The sequence below is a fragment of the Collinsella sp. SGI.095 genome, assembly GCF_050314535.1.
In the GTDB taxonomy this organism is placed as follows: domain Bacteria; phylum Actinomycetota; class Coriobacteriia; order Coriobacteriales; family Coriobacteriaceae; genus Collinsella.
The window spans coordinates 13,820-32,535 of sequence record NZ_JBNPNG010000015.1; the positions used below are offsets into that span (position 1 = coordinate 13,820).

Below are 18,716 nucleotides of genomic sequence, written 5' to 3' on the forward strand. Positions count from 1 at the left end.
TTTCTCTCGCGATTGTCCGCCAGCTATTATGGCGTAGCGTCGCATCGATGCGTTCGCAGGCAAGAAAATGCAGGAAATGGGCGTTCTGCCCAGCTGTTTGGTGCAGTTGCCAGCTAAGTGAGTAGACTTTTTGCAATATTGCGAGCACATGGCTTTTGTGCAAAGGCTCTACCTGCGGTTTTAGTATTGGTTATGCGAGTTGTGCTTGGCTATTGCAAAAAAGTCTACTCACTTAGATTTGAGGGTCGTTTGCTGGCGTCTATTTGCGCTTGTTTGCCGAAGCCGCGACCATCAGAGGCCCCTGGGACTCCTGCGGTAAGCGCTTCTTGCCCTTGCGGGCGCGGTTTTTAAAGTTCTCGACGGCCTCTTCCATGCCGAGGGGCACGTAGGTGAGCTCATCGAGATTGTCGGGCAGGTAGCACGCAAGGCTTTGCTCCTGCGCGCGCCCCGCCGTGAGCTGTTCGTCGCTGGGCAGCGCGTCGGGAGTGGCGCAAATGCCATAGACGGCGGCACCCATCTCGCGCGTGCGGCGCTCGTATTCGGTCTCGGGATGCTCGGGATGGTCGCGGCGAACGTCGTCACTTACCCAAAGTGTGTCGTAGCCGGCCGCGGCAAACTGCCCCAGGGCGTAGTCGCGCAATGGCTTGCTGTCGGTGCGCAGCGTGACGGTGGCGCCGGCTGAAAAAAGCGGGCGGTAGAGCATCAGATGGTCGACATGGACGAGTCGTTTTTTGGCGTACTTGGCCTTAGGCTGCGGCGTGGGAAAGTTGATGGTGATGGCATCGAGCTCGCCTGTGGCAAACAGCTGCGGCAACGATGCGGCGCCTCGGGGCAGGACGAGTGCGTTGGTCAGTTCCTGCTCGCAGATTTTCTGTGCGGCATAGGCGATGCAGATGGGCTCCTGGTCCATGCCGATAAAGAGCGTGTTTGGCTCGTGGGCCGCGCGCTCTACAAGGTACGTTCCCTTGCCGCAGCCAAGATCCAGGTGAAGGTGTTCGAAAGACTTGCTGCCTGCGGGCGCACAGGCCTCGCGCCAATCTCCGGCATAGATTTCAGGGTTCGTCTCAATCGCATCGGCGTAGCGCTCCAGGCGCTCTTCGAGCACAAAGTTCTTAGGCGTGCGAACGTGGACGGCTCCCATGAGGCTCCTTGGTCATAAGTATGGAACGCATAGCTGCGCGTTCCATCAATGGGTTGAAAAAAGGGTAGGCATAGCTTGCCCGACAGATGCAGTGCGGCTCGACGGCGAGTCGTCGGCGCCTACAGGCGCTTGAGAATCACGTAGCGGTTGAGCTCGCAACTGCGACCGTCGGCATGGAAGCGCTCAAGCTCGCGTACGGGGACCTCGCCACTCTTGTAGAACGTGCGAACGCCGCGCACCAGGTCGGTGATCTGCTGATCGTCAAAGTGATGGCAATAGCGGTAGGCGTGGCGGTCGTTTTGCCAGCCAATGAGGTGGTCGCCGGCTTCAAACTGCGCGGAATCGTAACCCTCAAACGGCGGGGTGAGCTCGGCGCGGGCCTCGGCGCGAACGGCCTTGCGCGCCATGCGCTCGTCGTTCATAAACTCCCAAAAGCTAATGGCGATGATGCCGCCCGGGCGCGTCTGCCGCACCAGGGCGTCGAGCACGCGTACGCGGTACTCGCACGACGGCACGTGGTGCATAAAGCCAAAACAGACCGAGATGTCGGCGAGCGGGGCGTCGAAAAGCGCGTCGGGCGCCTCGGCGGGGTTGAGCTTCATGAGGGCATCGAGCACGTCGAGTTCCTGGAAGTGCAGGTTGGGAATGCGCAGAGCGTGACCGCGTGCATCGATAGCCAGGTCTTGGCACGAGTCGACGCCATAGAACTCAAACGGGCAGCTGACATCTGCCGAGGAGTTTGCGCCGTCGACGCCCTTGGCGGCAAGTGCGCCGCCGGCGGCAAAGTTCTCGAATCGCATATTGCCGCAGGCAAGGTCAAAGACGCGGACGGGATGCTCGATTGTGGCGACGTCGAGCTGCTCGAGCGCGATGTCCATGGTGCGCACCCAGCCGGGCCACGGGGCCTGGCGCGTATCGGAGAAGGAGGCGGAGTGCTCGCGATAGAACGTGTTGTTGAGCTGGATGAGCGATGAGGCGAAATCGCGGTTCACGGCGCGGGACTCCCTCCGTTGGCGGTGCGGAATAAACAGTACGACCATACTACCGTTAACGCCGCAACGGGGACAACCAAGCTAGGTGCCATTGCTTTGTTTGGACACATTTCCGCAGCTCATATGCACCCGCAACCGCCGGTTGTCAAAAATCTCACTAGAATAGGTGGCATGCTTTTGGCGGTGGCGGATAGATTTTTAACTGTGCAAGGCGCCTTAAGAACAAAAACGGTCCGGCGGCACGGCTGGCATCACATAGGAGGAACCATGAATGTAGAAACTGCGCAGCGGCTCGCCGACCTTCGCCGCAGCAAAGGCTTTAGCCAAGAAGGGCTGGCGCGAAAGCTGGGACTGTCGCGCCAAGCGGTCAGTAAATGGGAGCGCGCGGAGAGCTCGCCCGATACCGAGAACCTGATCTCGCTCGCCAAACTCTATGGCGTGAGCCTGGACGAGCTCCTCAATCCGAGCGATGAGATCGAGGACGATATCGAGTTTGAGAACGAGGACCGCGCCCGTCAGCGCGAGGCCGAGGCCGCGGAGCGCGCCCGCACCCATGAGGCGGCGGCACGCGCCACCGAGGCGGCAACGCAGGCGAGTGATGCTGCGGCCAAGGCGGCACAAGCGGCAAGCTGGAGTGCGCAGGCCGCCAATGCTGCTACGGCGCAGGCGACGAGTGGCGGCGCAGTTGGCTCGATTCCGGTGAAGGGCCCGTTCCAGTCGTTCCCGTATTGGGCTGTGTGTTGGCTGCTGTTCTTTTTGCTGATGTTCCCGTTTGGTGCCGGCCCCTTTGCTGCGCTCATCTTCTTTACGATTCCCATCTATCACTGGGTGGCGCGTGCGCTCGATGGTGATTGGTCACGCGGGGATATTCAGGTTGGTCCGGCACCGGTGACGGCTAGGGCTCGGAATGTTTCCGCTGCGGTTGATACTGACGTGGCTACCGCGACCACCGCTGAGCCGATTGCCAAAGAGGGTGATGAATGATGAAGCTTTCGCATGAATCCAAGGTACGCTTGGGCGTTGGCGTCGGAGCGTTTGTGCTCATCATTGGGCTTGTCTTTGGCATTTCGCGGCTATTGGCTCATTCCGATATGGTGCGTACGACCGGTATTCTATCTGGCCATTTGTCTGATTTTGACGATATGTTTGACGAGGACGATTCCTTGAATAGCGGTAACTATTCCGCTCGGCCTCAGCAACTTTCGAGTGTGACCTTTGACGAAGACGCGTTCCAATCGCTCGACTTGGATGTGACGTCGGGGACGGTCGAGGTTAAACGTGTCTCTGGCGGACCGGTACGTGTCATCGAAAGCGGGCACGTTACAAAGGGGGTGTCTGCTTCCGATGCCGCCACTCAGAATCTGGTCAAGATCGAGGGCTCTACACTTAAGATTAGCCAGTTCGACTGCGATGACGAGCGCGCCCTTGACCGTAAGGTCACCATTGAACTGCCGCGTGAGCTTGCCGATAACATGATGGGCATTACGGCAAACGTGGGGTTGGGAGACCTGACGGTCGCGGACATTGCGTGCCACGACTTTGATTTGACATTGGATTCGGGAGACGTCGCGTTTGCGGGCGCCGTGACCGACACTCTGAATGCTGAGGTCGGTTTGGGCGATGCGACGTTCGAGCTTTACCAGGCCCCCGCGAAGTCGATGGACGTGAGTGTGGGCTCGGGCGATGTGGAGATGACGGTTCCGAACTCGACGGGCTTTAAGGCGAGCGTCACCTTGGGCAGCGGCGACTTCGAGAGCGATTTCCTTCCGCTTGGCTACGACGGCGAGACCATTTTGAATCTTGAATTCGACAACGGGGATAAGTCTGCCACGTATCGTTTTGAGGTCGGTTCGGGTGACATGTCGTTTGATCCGGAGTGACACGCGGTTTTCGGAGATCGGTACATATAGGCGTGCTCTTTGATGAAGGCGCCGGAGCCGCGACGGGTTTCGGCGCCTTTGCCTTTACAATGGGGGCATGGAACAGATTATCTTGAACATACTCGAGGCTCTGCGTCGCGGCGAGACCGTGGACGACAAGGCGCTCGTCAAGCTGATACATGCCGAGGCGCGCCGTGAGGGTGCCGACAAACGCGATCTGGCCAAGCGCCGTCTGCTGCCGTTCTACCAGCGGGTTAAACGTGAGGATCCGGCTCGTTGGGCTGCGTGGAATGTCGATTCCGATCTGGAACGTCAACTGCTGCAGGTGCTACGCATGAAGCCGCGCCGCACGGCTTCGGGCGTAGCGACCATTACCGTCATCACCAAGCCGTGGCCGTGCTCGGGCGATTGCCTGTTTTGCCCCAACGACCTGCGTATGCCCAAAAGCTATTTGCATGCCGAGCCCGCGTGCGCCCGTGCGGAGCAAAATTGCTTCGATCCGTATCTGCAGGTGAGCGCTCGTCTGACCGCGCTTTCGCAGATGGGGCATGCGACCGATAAGATTGAGCTCATTGTGCTCGGTGGCACCTGGAGCGACTATCCGGAAGGCTATCAGACATGGTTTATGTCGGAGCTTTTCCGTGCGCTCAATGACGATGCCGTCGCCGGCGTGGCGGCAAACCCCATGTTGGCGCGTCCGGGTATCAGCCGTGCCGAGGCGGGGCGTCTGCTCGACGATGCACCCGCCGATGCCCTGCCGCCGGTGGTAGCGGAGCGCCGCGAGCGCTATCGGGCTGCCGGCATTGCGACAGACGAGGCCGAGCTCGCTGCCGGCGTTGCCGACGAGCAGGAGCGTGTGGATGCTGCCGTGGGCGGCTATAACCGTGCGGTGCGTCGTTTGTACGGCCCCGGTACGCCGTGGGGCGAGGTCGCCGAGTGGCAGACGGCAACGATGGAGGAGCTCGAGCGTCAGCAGCGCATCAACGAGACGGCGAAGCATCGCGTGGTGGGACTCGTTATCGAGACGCGCCCCGATGCCGTAACGCCGCAGGCGCTTACGCTCATCCGCCGCCTGGGCTGCACCAAGATCCAGATGGGCATCCAGAGCCTCGACCAGTACCTGCTCGATATCAACGAGCGTCGCATTTCGGTGGGGCAAATCGAGCGGGCGTTTTCGCTTGCGCGCCTGTTTGGCTTTAAGATCCACGCGCATTTTATGCTCAACTTGCTGGGTGCCACACCCGAGGGGGACAAGCGCGACTACGAGCGCTTTATGACCGAGGGGGCCTTTATGCCCGACGAGGTCAAGGTCTACCCGTGCGCGCTCATCGAGGGTTCGCGTCTGGTGGGCTGCTACGAGCGCGGCGAATGGCGCCCCTATACCGAGGAGGAACTACTCGACGTGCTGGCCGACGATATCGTGGTGACGCCGCCGTTCTGCCGCATCAGCCGCATGATCCGCGATTTTAGCTCCGACGACATTATGGTGGGCAACAAGAAGCCCAACCTGCGTCAGCTCGTCGAGAACCGCCTGGCTGCTCGGGGTGACGGTGCGACGGTGCGTGAGATTCGCTATCGCGAGATCAGCACGGCGGGTGCCGACTTGGATGAGCTGACCCTTGACGAGGATGTGGCGTACGAGACGCCGGTGACGCACGAGCGCTTTTTGCAGTGGGTGACGCCGCAGGGCAAGATTGCGGGCTTTTTGCGCCTGTCGCTGCCCGACCATTCATTTGTTGCCGCGCATGCGGACGAGTTGCCGACGACGCCGGACGAGGCGATGATTCGCGAGGTGCACGTGTACGGCATGGCGGCGCGCGTGGGCGACCAGGGCCAGGCGGCGCAGCATCACGGGTTGGGGCGTTTGCTCGTAGAGCGTGCGTGCGAGATTGCCCGGGATGCGGGGTATGCACGCATCAACGTGATCAGCGCGATTGGCACGCGCGAGTACTATCGCCATCTTGGATTTTATGACCATGGCCTTTATCTGCAAAAGGAGCTCTAGATGAACAAGCCGAGTGTTTCTGCCGGCGTTGTTGCCGGCGTTGCTCTGGGAGCCGCGGCGCTGGGCGCGGCTGCCGTCGCTGTTCGCGCTGCCTGCCTGCAGGTCGCGCGAACCCGCAATGGATTGGCGCGTGTGAAACGCGTGCACGATGAGGGCGGCGATGAAGTCCGCGTATTGGTGCAAGGCGGTGTCTACCAAAGCGCGAGTTACGTCGGCGAGCGCTGGGCGGAGCCCGTCTTTGCGTATTATCGCGCGTTTGACGACGTGTTTGAGGCCGAGGATGCGATGCGTGACGTTTATGGTCACGGTATCAGCCGTATGCTTATGCTAGGTGGCGGCGGGTTTGCCTATCCCAAATTTGCGCTGATGTCGCACGAGGGCCTGCGCATGGACGTTATCGAGTATGACGGAGAGATTACGCGCCTGGCGCGCCGCTGGTTCTACCTAGACGAGCTAGAGCGCGCGGCGGGCGATCGCCTGCGGGTGATAACCGCTGAGGCTCGCTCGTATCTGGGTGTGACGAGTGTGGGCCATCGTCGCTACGACGTGGTCGTGAGCGATTGCTTTGGCGGTGCCGAGCCCGTAGGCGAGCTGGCGACGGTTGAGGCGTTGCGTTTAGTGCGGGGCAGCCTGAACCCCGGGGGTATCTACGTTGCCAATATCGTGAGCGCAAACGAGGGGAGCGATGTAACGTTCCTGCGCGACTGCGCTGCCACGGCACTCGAGGTATTCGCCCACGCCTGGGTGGTCCCCTGTGGCGATGCGGAGTTCGGTGGCGAGGAAAACTACCTGCTCATCGCCAGCGACGGCGACTATGTCTTTGCCGAAGCCGTGCCCTTTGACGCCGACTTCCTCGGCGCCGTCCTTCACGACTAGCGCGTCTTTCTGCGACCAGTCTTTCTGGGACGGGGCTTTTTAGCTGCTTTCGGATGCCGGCTCGCTCCACATCGGGAGCAGTCAATTTGGGACGGGGCTATTTTAGCTATCCCTGCCACTAATCGGACAAACCTTTCGCTTTACCTGCAAGGGCAGCTAAAATAGCCCCGTCCCAAATTGACTGCTCATATAGTCAGCCCCGTTTTAGGCGTGGTCGCGCCAGCTGCGGACACGCTGCTTCATGCCGTCTATGTCGAGCACGCCTTCGGCAAAGCCCTTACGCACGAGCTCTTCGGGAACGAACTCATCGTAACGATCAAAGTAAGGCACCTCGCCGGGATAGACGAGCTCGATGGGATCGAAGTCCTTCTCGGCCTCGGCGGCGAGTACCTCAAAGAACATCTCTTCGTCGGCCTTCATCTTAAACTGCATAAAGTACGGGCGCGACGGGTCGAGTCCGCGAAGGCCCAGCTCCGCGGCACATTTAATCTTGAGCATGCGCTCGAGCGCCAAAAAGGCATAGCTGCCCAGCCAGGGGAAGAGCACCCAGGTGTCGCCGCCCAGGTTAATGAGTGGCCTAGTGCCCGCACCCGAAATCTCGGCCGTATGGCGAGCCTGCGCCAGACGGGCTCGCGCGTTGCCCATAAGGTACGGATACGCGGCATGTTCGTTGAGCGCTTTACGCATGCGCTCGAGTACATGCGTGTTGATGTCGCCGGGGCAATCGCCAAAGTAGGCCGGCACACGGCCCTTGACCTGCGTAGCAAAGACGGTGTGGCGCTTCCAGTCCACTTCTTCGACAATCCAGCAGTGCCCGGCGATGGCGATGCGCTCACCGGGCGGTGGGGGATTGACGATCGTGCCCAGCTCGGCCGACTCGCTGCGAACGGTGAACTCCTCGTTTTCCTGGAACACGGCGTAGAACTTAAAATTGTTGATGATGCGCTCGCCCGCGAGGCCCACGATGAGTCCGCCGCCCTCGGTGACCTGGATATGGTCGATCTTAATGAGGTGACGCAGCAGCACGCGATAGTCATCGGCTGAGACGCGGTGGAAATAACTGAGCGTGAGCACGCGCTGGGCAAGTTCTGCCGGCGTGAGCTCTCCGGTGCTGGCAAGCGTCGACATAGTCTGGTGATAGAGCAGACTGTAGGGGAGTCGATCGAGTTCGGGCGGCTCGACCCACTTTTCCTCGCGATAGAGTTGTACGAGTGCGATGCCCTGCAGGAGCTTCCACGGAATGGTTTCGGGCATCATCGTACGCGGCTCGGGTTCTTCCTCGCGCATGACAAACCACATCTCGGGCGGAAGGTCGCGGCGTCCCGTGCGGCCCATTCGCTGCAAAAAGGAACTGACGGTAAATGGCGCATCGATCTGAAACGCACGCTCCAGACGGCCGATGTCGATGCCAAGCTCAAGCGTAGAGGTGGTGACGGTCGTCTGTGCCTGCTCCTCATCGCGCATGAGCTCTTCTGCCGTCTCGCGCAACGATGCCGAAAGATTGCCGTGATGGATGAGGAAACGGTCAGGCTCGTGTCGGCTCTCGCAGTAGCTGCGCAGCATGGAACATACGGCCTCTGCCTCCTCGCGCGAGTTGGCAAAGACCAGACACTTGCGCCCGCGGGTGTGTTCGAAGATATAGCCCATGCCGGGATCGGCGTTGTCGGGTGCGGTGTCGGTGGGGTTGAGGAGCGCTTGCTCGGCGGCCCGGGGAATGTCGACTTCGCCCTCGGGGGCCGAGGAAGCTTGGCGGTCCTTGGGAGCGGCCTTGCCCCGTGCTCGCTCACGACGTTGACGGCGCTCCTCCTGTGTGGGCTGTCCGCTGTGGCACATGCCTTGGGTGTCGGCCGGCAGCGCCGTGGGTGCCGCTGCCTCAATGCGCTCGGAGACAAGCACTTCGGCCTCTTGAGGACCCATGCTCTCGAATCCCCGCTGCTGTGCCTGGGGACCCGAGTTGTAGAAGTGCTCCATGGAGATGCGCCACACGCGGCGCGGTTCCTCAAAACGGGGGATAATGCAGTCACGTCCCGTTCCCTGTGAGAGAAAAGCGCCCGTGCGCTCGGGGTCGCCGATGGTGGCCGAAAGGCCAATGCGTCGAGGCTGCACGCCGGCCATGCGCGAGAGTCGCTCGATAAGGCAGAGCGTCTGCCCGCCACGGTCGCCGCGCATGAGCGAGTGGACCTCGTCGATGACCACATAGCGCAGGTCGCAAAACATGCGCGGGATCGCCATGTGCTTATGGATCAGGAGCGCCTCGAGTGACTCGGGCGTAATCTGCAAGATGCCGCTCGGCTTTTTGATGAGCTTAGCCTTGTGCGACTGCGAGACATCGCCATGCCAGTGCCAGACAGGGATATCGGCCTCTTCGCAGAGGTCGTTAAGGCGGACGAACTGATCATTGATGAGCGCCTTGAGGGGGCCGATGTAGAGGGCGCCCACGCTCGCGGGCGGCCTCTCCCAAAACTCGGTCAGGATGGGAAAGAAGGCCGCCTCGGTTTTGCCGGAAGCCGTGGATGCCGTCAGGAGCACATTGTCTTGTGTGTTAAAGATGGCATCTGCCGCCGCAACCTGAATGGAGCGGAGACTCTCCCAATCGTGGGAGTAGATGAAGTCTTGGATAAACGGGGCGTAGCGGTCAAAGGCGTTCACGGGGCCTCCTTTCAAAAGCGAATCTCTCGACGCGGCGGGCAGTGGCTTGCTGCACGACTGCTTCAATGTTTGCCCAGATAAAACCTGCCAAAATAAACCTGTCCCTTTTTGGCAGGTTAGATGGAGAATTCGGCGAAGTTGCGGTCGGCGCCTGCGGTGCCGGTGTCGTCTGTTGCGGCTGCTGGCGCGTCACCGCCGACGCTTTGCAGCAGCTCGGCCACGTTGGCGTCGGGGTTTTGGCATAGGATGTCGAGCAGCTCGATAAAGTCACGAATGACTTCGCGCGGCGTCAGATGCGTGTCGGCTCCCACGCGACCGAACTCAATCTTGAGGAAGTCCACCAGGTCGCTCTCGGTAAGCGTGGGCGTCCAGCCAAAGTAGCCGGCGTGAATTTGCATGAGTTTTTCGATCAGCACCAGCAACTCTTCGTAGGTGAGTGGCTGCAGACGGATGATGGGCGCGAGCATGTCCTTAAGGTCCTCGCGTGCAAAGCGGCCCTGAGCGAGTCGGCTACGCAGGGCCTCGTAGGAGAACACGCCGCGGCGGCGGTCTTCGATGGAGGTTGGCGTGCCGCCCATGATCATGCCCAGGTACTGCGCCTTGCCCTGGAGCGTGTCGTTGTACATGGTCAGGATCTTCTCGTAGTTGTATTGGCGCGTGATCGCGTTGGGAATCTTATACAGATTCACGAGTTCGTCGATGAGCACCAGCATGCCCTTGTAGCCGCTGCAGACCAAAAAGCGCGCAATGAGCTTAACGTAGTCGTACCAGTCGTCATCGCTGATGATGGTCGAGGAACCCAGTTCGGCGCGAGCCTCGCTCTTGGTGCGGTATTCGCCGCGGATCCATTTGGTTACGCGGCTCATGGCCTCTTCATCGCCCTCGGATACGGCCGTGCGGTAGCGGCGGAGCATGCGGGCGAAGTCGAAGCCGTGGACCATCTCCTCGAGCGGGGCCAGTTGGGCATTGACGACCGACTCGTCGACGTCGGCACACGAGGCGACCCAGCGATCCAGAATAAGGTTGAGCGCACCGCCCTCGGGGCGCGTCTTGGTCGATATGTTGCGGATGAGCTCACGGTAGGTGGCAAGGCCCTGCCCCTGACCGCCCTGCAGGCGGCGCTCGGGCGACAGGTCGGCATCGGCGACGACGAACCCCTCGCCCATGGCGTGCGTGCGGATGGTCTGGAGCAAAAAGCTCTTGCCTGCGCCGTAGCGACCGACCAGAAACCGGAAGCTCGCGCCACCGTCGGCGATGAGACTCAAATCGGTGAGCAGGGCGCGGATCTCGACCTCGCGCCCTACGGTGATATAGGGAAGGCCGATGCGCGGGACCACACCGCCCTTGAGTGAGTTGAGAATGACGGCAGCGACGCGCTTGGGCACGCGGGGTGCTGCGGATGCGGTATCACTCATGGTCTAGGTATCCTCTCACGTCTGCTTCGTAATCCTCGATAATTTGCGGTCCTGCCGCGCCGAACTCGATAACGGTGTCTCCCACCAGGTCAAAGAGCGTCTCGTTGATGCTGTCGACGAGCATATCCTCGCTCTGGCCCGACCTCTCCACTGCCGATGTCGCTTGCGCTGTGTTTTGCTCGAGGAGTGCGCGAAGAAAGGTATCTTCGGCGGGCGCGAGTTTGTTCGTAGCTTCGGCAGACGCGGGCGTTGCGGGTGCGGGCGCAGACACGAGGAGCGGTGCCATGACGCCAAACTCTTCGGCGGAGACAGTCTGCTCGTCGGGTTCGTCTTGCTGAATGGTCATCTCGCCAGGTTCGGCAGTCATGCCGGGCGCAGACTCGCGGCCCGGCTGCTCGATAAGCGTTGCCTCGGCTTCCACGGGCGTGCCGTCCTCGCGCTCCTCATCAATCAAAAGCGCTTCACGCGTTTGCGCGGCGGCGCTCCGAATGTGCCCCAGCTGGCTCAAATCGATATCGATCTTGACGGGCTGGTGTGCGGCATCCCACGAAAGCCATGCCACGATCTCGTCATCGATGATTTTGGCCAGATATTTGGGGACCTTCTCCTCCTTCAGGGGGTGGGCGGGGGCTAGGGCCAGGCGCAGACGTTGGTCGCAGGCGCGCATCATCTCACCAAGCTTGCTGCTCTTTTGCCTGCTGCCGTGAATTCGCATGCATTCCCAAAAACCGTTTTGGCAGCGGTAGATATGGATGGGGTCAAGACGGTATTCGCAGTCCTCGTGGCGCTCGGGCGCAAAGAACACGGCCGAGGCAAACATGGTATAGGGCATGGCCGTCTCCTCCCCAAACAAGCTCGCCACGATACCGGTCTTTCGGTGCGTGTCATAGTAGCGCGCCATGCGGACGTACACGGCACATGCCACGTGGCGTAGGTCGCGATGGTGGCTGCGATCGAGTCTAGAGTTATCGAGGTTATACGTGGAGAGGGCGTTGATAGCGGCCATGAGTCGCTCCTCGCCCGCCTCGTCGGGCGGGAGGGGGAGCGTAGGCTCGGAGGTCTTGCGACGCGCAGGCGGCAGATCCGACGGCGTCGGTGCAGATGCAAGGTCTCGAGCCGCGCGCCGCAGCTCGATAAGGGCGTTATCGAACATGACGGTTTTAGAGTCGCGAAGCAGTTTGGGGTCGAGCCCGTGGAAAACGGCGTAATCTTGCAACCACACGCGTGCAAACCGGTCGATGCCGGGCTCGAAGGCACGATAGGCGTTCCAAAAGGCCTTGATCTTGCTAAAGCCATCGAGTGGGTCATCTACGCCAATGCCGCAGATCAGCTCATAGAGATACAGGAAGGCAAAGGACGTAGACGTTTCCTCGACAGTTCCGCGGCGCACTTGGGCACGCCAGGTAAAGTAGCCGCGCAACTGTCGATCGCTCATGGCATTGTAGGTGGGAAAGTACGACTTAAAGGTGCCGTTGTAGGGACAATCGTCCTCGAAGTCGGCCATCAGCAGGCCTTGGCGGTAAAAGAGCTCCGCCTCCGATAGCCAACGTCCCGCGCCGCCTTTGGGATCATCTTGCCAGCGTGATATCTCGCGCATCTTGCGGTACTGGTCGGGGAGGAAGTTCTGCATCTGTCGACCGGTCTTGAGAATCGGCTCGTCAGCATAGATTTCGTTTGAGAAGCGGGCGGACTGATGGGTCCGGGCCTCGGCCATAATGCGCTCGATGAGCGTCTTGACGTCCTGGTCGGCCACCGCTTCTCCTCTCCTAACGCAGCTTCGGTGACCTCATATCATAGCACAGCATCAAACAGGTGTTCGAGATATCGCTACGTAGATAGATTTAGAACAAGAGGGCGTAGATGACCGCCACGACGACGGAGGGGAGCATGTTGGCCGTGCGGAAGGTCTGAGGTCGAATAAGGTTAACCCCAACACAGAAGATGAGCATAGAGCCCACAAGCGAAAGGCTGTCGAGGGCTGCGGTGGTCATGATGGGGGAGAGTGCGCCGGCAAAAAGCGTGATCGTGCCCTGGAATACGGCAACGGGCAGGGCCGAGAAGATGCAGCCGCGGCCAAGCGAGGCCGTCATGGTGCAGACGATGATGCAGTCCAGCGCGCCCTTCAGGGCAAGCGTGGACCAGTCGCCGAGCAGACCGTCCTGAATCGATCCTACGATGGCCATGGCGCCGATACACACGGTGAGCGATGCCGAGACAAAGGCGTTGGTAAACTCGTTGTCGCCTTCGCTGCCGGTTTTGCGCTTGAGCCATTCGCCGAGGTTCTCGATGGCGGCCTCCAGGTTGATGGCCTCGCCGATGAGCGAACCGAGGGCAAATGAGACGATAAGCATGGTGGTGCCGGTGGTCGCCAACGCCTCTCCATCGATAACGAGCATCTTTTGCATGGTGCCGCCCAAGCCGATAAACAGAACACACAACCCCGACGCCTTCATGAGCGTGTCTTGGATGCGAGGCGTAATGAAGCGCCCACCCATAAGGCCAAGCAGACCGCCCGCGATCAAAAGCGCGACGTTGATGATCGTTCCTAAACCCGGCATGAACCCTCCTGTAATTGATGCCAACGCGGCAATCGTAGCAGAACGGGGAGGGGCGCTCAGTATCCGAGCCAAGCGGCAGTTAGCGGTCTAGGACAGGATGGGGCTAAAGTCGAAGCGCAGCGTCATGAGGTGCTGTGGGGATTCGATGGCTGCGGCAATGATGTCGGCATCTCGTGCGCGATCGAACCCTTCAAGTTCCATTTGATAGGGGACGTCTTCTTGGATACCGATGCGACGAGGAACCAAAAGCTTGGTTCCGTCGAATTCTTCGGTTCGCGTTCCGTCTGCTGCAACGGAATAAAGGTGTAACTTGGCGGTCGTTGTGGCATCAAGTGCCGAGATAGCTTGGATATCGTTCGATGCGCTCTTTGCTCCCACTGCTGTAAGTGCCGTAGGCGCGACGACTTCGCCCGAAGGCAAAAAGACGAGCTCGACGGTGTTGGGGAATGCGATGAGGATATTTTTGCGGCGGGGCGCATTGGCAGCGACTGGCTCAATGCTTGCAGCATCGACGGTTTCCGTGTGGTCGAGCGCGACCATCATGCAACAGTTGCCTTCGTCGACACCTGGGGGAGCGGCAAAGTCCAGGCCGTCTTTCGGTTGGGAATCGCCTAGTTCGGTGGCGTTGCCGCTTGGCTTCTCGAGAGGAACCGCAGCGTTGTCTTCTGATGATGCATCGTCAACATGTGCCGGTGCGTCTGCGACCTCGTCTTTGGGGGATTTGTCATTATCGCTCGATATAGGAGCGGAAATCTCGACGGACCCCACTCCGTGCCATGTCATTTGGAGCAGCGCCGGATCGGCGAGAATGCGCCGCACGCCCGGCTCCTGGGCATCGATATTGATGGGGGCGGGTTCTGATCCGCGCGTGAGGTTAAGCGAGCCCTTCTGCCTGGTGCTTTGAGCCTTTTGGTCGTCCGCGTCGCCAGCGTAGAACAGCAAAGGCGCGTCTCCCGTTGCGATGGCTTCGGTGTCCGCCTTGGTCAGCCGCAGCGACGCCGTAAAGGAGATGATGGGCTGCGCGCCATCGGCATTCGAGGGAACGCAGCCCAGGCATACACCCCCTTCTTCTTCATGGGCCGCGCTGTCGAAGACGACCTTTGCCCCGTTCGCCGAGTCATCGACCGAGGCAATATCGATGCGCAGCTCTAAGTCGCATGGGTCGCCATCGGCGTCGACTGCAGCCGATTTCCATGTGCAGATGGCGCAACCTGTCTGGGGGCCGTTCTCCTTGTCCGGTCGCTTGATATCCACGACTATCGAGTCGACCGCATTGCGGTGAAGGCATCCCGAGGTTCGGACCGTGGCATGTGCGAGCGAAAAACGTTGGCAGGCGACGATACCCGACGAATTCGCCGCGGGGTTCAGAGCTTGCGGTAAGGAGCTTGCCGTGGCGGGCGTCGCCCAAGCGGCGAGAGGCGTACCGCTCGCCAGTGCGCTGCAGAGCGCGGCAACGGGCAAAAGGTTTTTGGGTGCCATGGTTCTCCTATCTATTCCGCGTACTCCGGTCGTGCTTGGCTATTGGTTGCGTTTGATGTGCAGGCCAAGGCACGTCAGTCCTGCTCCCACCGTGGCGACGCCTACCGCAATGAGTTGCCGGGTGTCGCTCGTCTGGACGAGCGGCTCGTGACGGCTGCCGCGATTAAGGCCCGAAAGATCGACGGTCACTTCTGTGGCCGCTTGCGCTTGCTCTTGTTGAGCAAAGGCCATTGCGGGTGCGGACGCCAAGATGCTGACGATGGCGGCCAGTGCAATCGCCTTAGGACGTGGCGTGCGCACCGGGCTCGACCGTCCAGGTGATGCTTGCCACTTGATCTCCCGTACCGGTGGCGTGGTAGATGTCACGCGTGACGCGGGCGACGTGGCCACTCACATTGAGCCTAATTTTGTCCGTTCCGTCGCCAATGTCCTTGTACTTCATGTCGAAGCTTGCGTCTTTGGAAAGATCGAGGCCCGTAGTCTGAGTCGCCGAGCTGGCATCCTTTTCTGCCGTATCGGGGCCAACCTTAAAATCGATGGAGTTTTGGGCCGAGCCCGTCTTTGCGTCTGCAACGATTGTCCAGTCGTTCTTGGCCGTGACCTTCATGTTGGTGACGTGGATGCCATATGCCGAGAGGTTGTCGATGGTAATCGTCTCGTCGGAGGGTCCTACAAGCGTTCCGTCGGCTTTGGCGGCAAAGGGGATGACCGTTGGCGCCTTAAACGAAACATTGCTAATGTCGGCCTTCACCGTCACATCGGTGGTTCCAACGCGCACCTCTGCCATGGCCGCCGTTGGCGCGGCGCCCATCGCAAGTGCGAGCGTAAGCCCTGCGCCCACGGCGAGTGCCCTGGCTCCGCTCAGGTTCATGGGTGTGTTCATAATCGATCCCTTCTGCTCGTCACGGACTGTTTCCGTGATGGTTGGACGAATGGGGACAGGGTGCTGCCCCTGCGAGCGCGTCGGCCACTAGCCTTCTGCCTGTGCCACCCGCACTTTGACGCGCGTCGGATTGCCGTGGGTGTCGTAGGTCTTGGCATCGAGTGCCTGAATCTCGATATATGCCTCGCCTTCTTGGATATCGCCGGCGGGGCAGGTCTCAACCGTCTTGCCGGCTTCGACCACACCGGACTCATAGATGGTCTCGTCGTTTTGAATCACGCGGAAGCGCTGGGGAAACTTGTTGTCTTGGACGTTTTGCACGTTGACGCGCAACTTGCCGCCTTCCTGCAACTGTGCGACCGGCGCGACCGAGATCGTCATCATGTTGTCGCGGACGATGGCGTCGAGCTCATCCTGGATTTCTTGGCGCGATTTACCTTCTGCCGTCGTGACTGAGGCGCCCGCTTCGGGCACGGGCTGCGACTGCCAGGCGTATAGCCCTACGGCGATGAGGGCGCAGACGACAGCCAGGCAGACAACGACGAGTTTCTTGCGACGCCCCAGTCCTGCAAGGCGGGGCGGCTTCTTCGCACTCATGCGGCGTCCTTGGTGGTGTAGACACGTGCGAACGTGGACGGGTCCGCTCCAAAGAGCATGTGAAGCATCAGGCGGCGCGAGTAGATGAGCTCGTCGAAGTCGTGAGGGAGCTCGATGTTGTGGATACGCGCGATGTGGTGGGCGAGCGCCGAGAACGACTCGGGGTCGCAGATCACATCGGTGGTGACGTGGTAGACCTCCGTACCTGGAAATGCATCTTCGTCGAAAGGCAAGAGATAGGGGTCGTCATCGACTTCGATGGCGAAACCGTATTGGGGCCAGTAATATGCCATGGAAACCTCCCTGCTCTGGGGCCAAAACTCCTATTGGTTTGGCTGTCGATGCCGACCGTATCAGCCGCAACTTGCCCAATAACTAACCAATTGCTTGACGAGCCGATATCCCCGCAGGTAAAAGCATGTGAAAAAAATCTCAACTATTTTTGATTGATAAATGCACATGTTGTGGCTGCGCGGCAACGTGTGGCAAAGGCGTCGCTTGTCTCGAAAATCCCACCGCTCGCCGAATTGCGCGAACGTTAAAAACGTCAATTATGGAGACGGTCTCGAACATGTCGGTGAAACGATGCGGTAACATTTCCCTGCAAACACTGTAGTTAGCTAAAGGGGGAGTTCGCGTGTCTGCAACCATCAAACCCTTCACCGACGAGTTCGAAGAGTATGGTCGCGATGAGTCTCGCACATCGGGCGAGGCCTCGAGCATCTCGTTTCCGACAACGGAGGACGAGGTCCGCGCCATTATGGAAAAGCTCCATGCCGAGCGTGTCCCGGTGACGGTTCAGGGCGCCCGGACCGGTCTTGCCGCCGGCGCCGTGCCTCATGGCGGTCACATTCTCAATACTTCCCGCATGAATCGCTACCTAGGCATTCGCCGCGATGAGCAGGGCCGCTTTCTTTTGCGCGTGGCGCCCGGCGTCGTGCTGTCTGAGCTGCGCAAGCAACTGGGCAAGAAAGTGCTGCCGACTGCCGGCTGGGACCAGGCATCGCTTGAGGCCTACGAGGAGTTCCAGGAAGCTCCCGAGCAATTCTTTCCTACCGATCCCACCGAGGCATCTGCCTGCCTGGGCGGTATGGCGGCATGCAACGCTTCCGGCGCCCGTAGCTACGCTTACGGCCCCATGCGCCCTCACGTCACGGGCCTTCATGTCGTGCTGACCGATGGCGACCTGCTCGAGCTTCACCGTGGCGAGGTTTTTGCACAGGGTCGTCGCCTTTCGCTCGTCACGGTGCAGGGCCGCACGCTCGAGCTCGACCTTCCCGACTACACCATGCCCAAGACCAAAAATGCTTCGGGCTATTTCGTTGCTGACGATATGGATGCCATCGATCTGTTTATCGGTGCGTGTGGCACACTCGGCGTCATCACCGAGCTCGAGATTGCCCTGCAGGCGGCGCCTGCGGTCGTCTGGGGCGTGAGCTGCTTCTTTGACAGCGAAGACAAGGCCGTGTCCTTCACCGATTCTGTACGTCCCGTCCTGTCCCACGCGGCTGCCATCGAATATTTCGATGCGGGTGCCCTGGATATCCTGCGTCGTCAGCGCGAGCAGTCGACCGCGTTTGCCTCGCTGCCGGCGCTCGACAAAGACGCCAAGGTCTGTGTCTACGTGGAGCTCGACTGCGACGACGAAGCCCAGGCGACTGAGGAGCTGTATCACTTGGGGTGGGTACTGGAGCTTGCGGGCGGCAGCGACGATGCGACATGGGTCGCGCGCACCGAGGTCGATCGCGAGTGTCAGCGATTCTTCCGCCATGCGGTGCCCGAGAGCGTCAACATGCTCATCGACGAGCGTCGCCGCACGGACCCCACCATTACCAAGCTGGGGTCGGATATGTCGGTGCCCAACGCACACTTGGCCGATGTCATCGCCCTTTATCGCCGCACGTTGGCCGAAAGTGGGCTTGAATCTGCCGCCTGGGGGCACATCGGTAACAACCATCTGCATGTGAACATTCTGCCGCGCGATGCGCAGGATTACCGCCGCGGCGAAGAGCTCTTTGCCCAGTGGGCTTCCGAGGTCACGGCCATGGGCGGCGCTGTCTCCGCCGAACACGGCGTCGGCAAGATCAAGGCGGGCTTCTTGGAGACGATGTACGGTCACGAGGCCATGATCGAGTCGGCGCGGCTCAAGCTCCAGCTCGATCCTGCCGGGCAGCTGGGCCGCGGTAACCTGTTTTCGGAGAAGCTCTTGGATGAGCTCGTCCAGAAAGGGGGCGCGTGAAG

General features: G+C 60.5%; 15 protein-coding genes. 5 read left to right on the forward strand and 10 right to left on the reverse strand.

Annotated features, from left to right (window positions below; all coding sequences use genetic code 11):
- Positions 1–259: 259 nt before the first annotated feature.
- Together trmB and ACQRCA_RS06480 are read right to left on the reverse strand one after the other, a co-directional pair.
- Entirely contained in the window at positions 260–1,141 is an 882-nt protein-coding gene (gene trmB, locus ACQRCA_RS06475) for a tRNA (guanine(46)-N(7))-methyltransferase TrmB (RefSeq protein WP_154517108.1), read from the reverse strand.
- 119 nt (positions 1,142–1,260) lie between these two features.
- A complete protein-coding gene (locus ACQRCA_RS06480) occupies positions 1,261–2,133 on the reverse strand; it encodes a class I SAM-dependent methyltransferase (RefSeq protein WP_427719594.1) in 873 nt (290 codons plus the stop codon).
- 267 nt (positions 2,134–2,400) lie between these two features.
- On the opposite strand from ACQRCA_RS06480, the gene ACQRCA_RS06485 reads away from it, so the two are divergent.
- The 4 genes from ACQRCA_RS06485 (at position 2,401) to ACQRCA_RS06500 (ending at position 6,894) form a co-directional block, all read left to right on the forward strand.
- Positions 2,401–3,117 carry a helix-turn-helix domain-containing protein gene (locus ACQRCA_RS06485; protein ID WP_427719595.1) on the forward strand — a complete coding sequence of 239 codons (717 nt, stop codon included), beginning with the start codon at positions 2,401–2,403 and terminating at the stop codon, positions 3,115–3,117.
- Complete coding sequence (locus ACQRCA_RS06490; protein WP_427719596.1) at positions 3,117–4,013, forward strand: DUF4097 family beta strand repeat-containing protein; 897 nt, start codon at positions 3,117–3,119, stop codon at positions 4,011–4,013. The genes ACQRCA_RS06485 and ACQRCA_RS06490 overlap by 1 nt, the downstream gene beginning before the upstream one ends.
- 97 nt (positions 4,014–4,110) lie before the next feature.
- Complete coding sequence (locus ACQRCA_RS06495) at positions 4,111–6,018, forward strand: elongator complex protein 3 (RefSeq protein WP_427719597.1); 1,908 nt, start codon at positions 4,111–4,113, stop codon at positions 6,016–6,018.
- Positions 6,019–6,894: a spermidine synthase gene (locus ACQRCA_RS06500; protein WP_427719598.1), complete on the forward strand. Its 876-nt coding sequence runs from the start codon at positions 6,019–6,021 to the stop codon at positions 6,892–6,894. It abuts the gene before it with no gap.
- Between the two features lie 204 nt (positions 6,895–7,098).
- Here the strand turns inward: ACQRCA_RS06500 and ACQRCA_RS06505 are convergent, their stop codons facing one another.
- The 8 genes from ACQRCA_RS06505 to ACQRCA_RS06540 all read right to left on the reverse strand — a co-directional run bounded on the left by ACQRCA_RS06505 (position 7,099) and on the right by ACQRCA_RS06540 (position 16,768).
- Positions 7,099–9,543: a DEAD/DEAH box helicase gene (locus ACQRCA_RS06505; RefSeq protein WP_427719599.1), complete on the reverse strand. Its 2,445-nt coding sequence runs from the start codon at positions 9,541–9,543 to the stop codon at positions 7,099–7,101.
- 116 nt (positions 9,544–9,659) lie between these two features.
- Complete coding sequence (locus ACQRCA_RS06510; protein ID WP_427719600.1) at positions 9,660–10,958, reverse strand: ATP-binding protein; 1,299 nt, start codon at positions 10,956–10,958, stop codon at positions 9,660–9,662.
- Positions 10,951–12,711, reverse strand: coding sequence for a TerB N-terminal domain-containing protein (locus tag ACQRCA_RS06515; protein ID WP_427719601.1), 1,761 nt, complete (start codon positions 12,709–12,711; stop codon positions 10,951–10,953). The genes ACQRCA_RS06510 and ACQRCA_RS06515 overlap by 8 nt, the downstream gene beginning before the upstream one ends.
- 88 nt (positions 12,712–12,799) lie before the next feature.
- Complete coding sequence (locus tag ACQRCA_RS06520) at positions 12,800–13,516, reverse strand: DUF554 domain-containing protein (protein ID WP_154517132.1); 717 nt, start codon at positions 13,514–13,516, stop codon at positions 12,800–12,802.
- Between the two features lie 87 nt (positions 13,517–13,603).
- The gene (locus ACQRCA_RS06525; protein WP_427719602.1) at positions 13,604–14,995 is read right to left on the reverse strand and encodes a hypothetical protein; all 1,392 of its coding nucleotides are present in this window, start codon (positions 14,993–14,995) and stop codon (positions 13,604–13,606) included.
- Between the two features lie 280 nt (positions 14,996–15,275).
- Positions 15,276–15,878 carry a hypothetical protein gene (locus tag ACQRCA_RS06530; protein WP_427719603.1) on the reverse strand — a complete coding sequence of 201 codons (603 nt, stop codon included), beginning with the start codon at positions 15,876–15,878 and terminating at the stop codon, positions 15,276–15,278.
- Positions 15,879–15,965: 87 nt separating this feature from the next.
- Complete coding sequence (locus tag ACQRCA_RS06535) at positions 15,966–16,475, reverse strand: hypothetical protein (RefSeq protein WP_427719604.1); 510 nt, start codon at positions 16,473–16,475, stop codon at positions 15,966–15,968.
- Positions 16,472–16,768: a hypothetical protein gene (locus tag ACQRCA_RS06540; RefSeq protein WP_154517147.1), complete on the reverse strand. Its 297-nt coding sequence runs from the start codon at positions 16,766–16,768 to the stop codon at positions 16,472–16,474. Before ACQRCA_RS06540 ends, ACQRCA_RS06535 begins: the two co-directional genes overlap by 4 nt.
- A 344-nt stretch (positions 16,769–17,112) precedes the next feature.
- On the opposite strand from ACQRCA_RS06540, the gene ACQRCA_RS06545 reads away from it, so the two are divergent.
- Positions 17,113–18,714, forward strand: coding sequence for an FAD-binding oxidoreductase (locus tag ACQRCA_RS06545; RefSeq protein WP_427719605.1), 1,602 nt, complete (start codon positions 17,113–17,115; stop codon positions 18,712–18,714).
- The last annotated feature ends 2 nt before the right edge of the window (positions 18,715–18,716 follow it).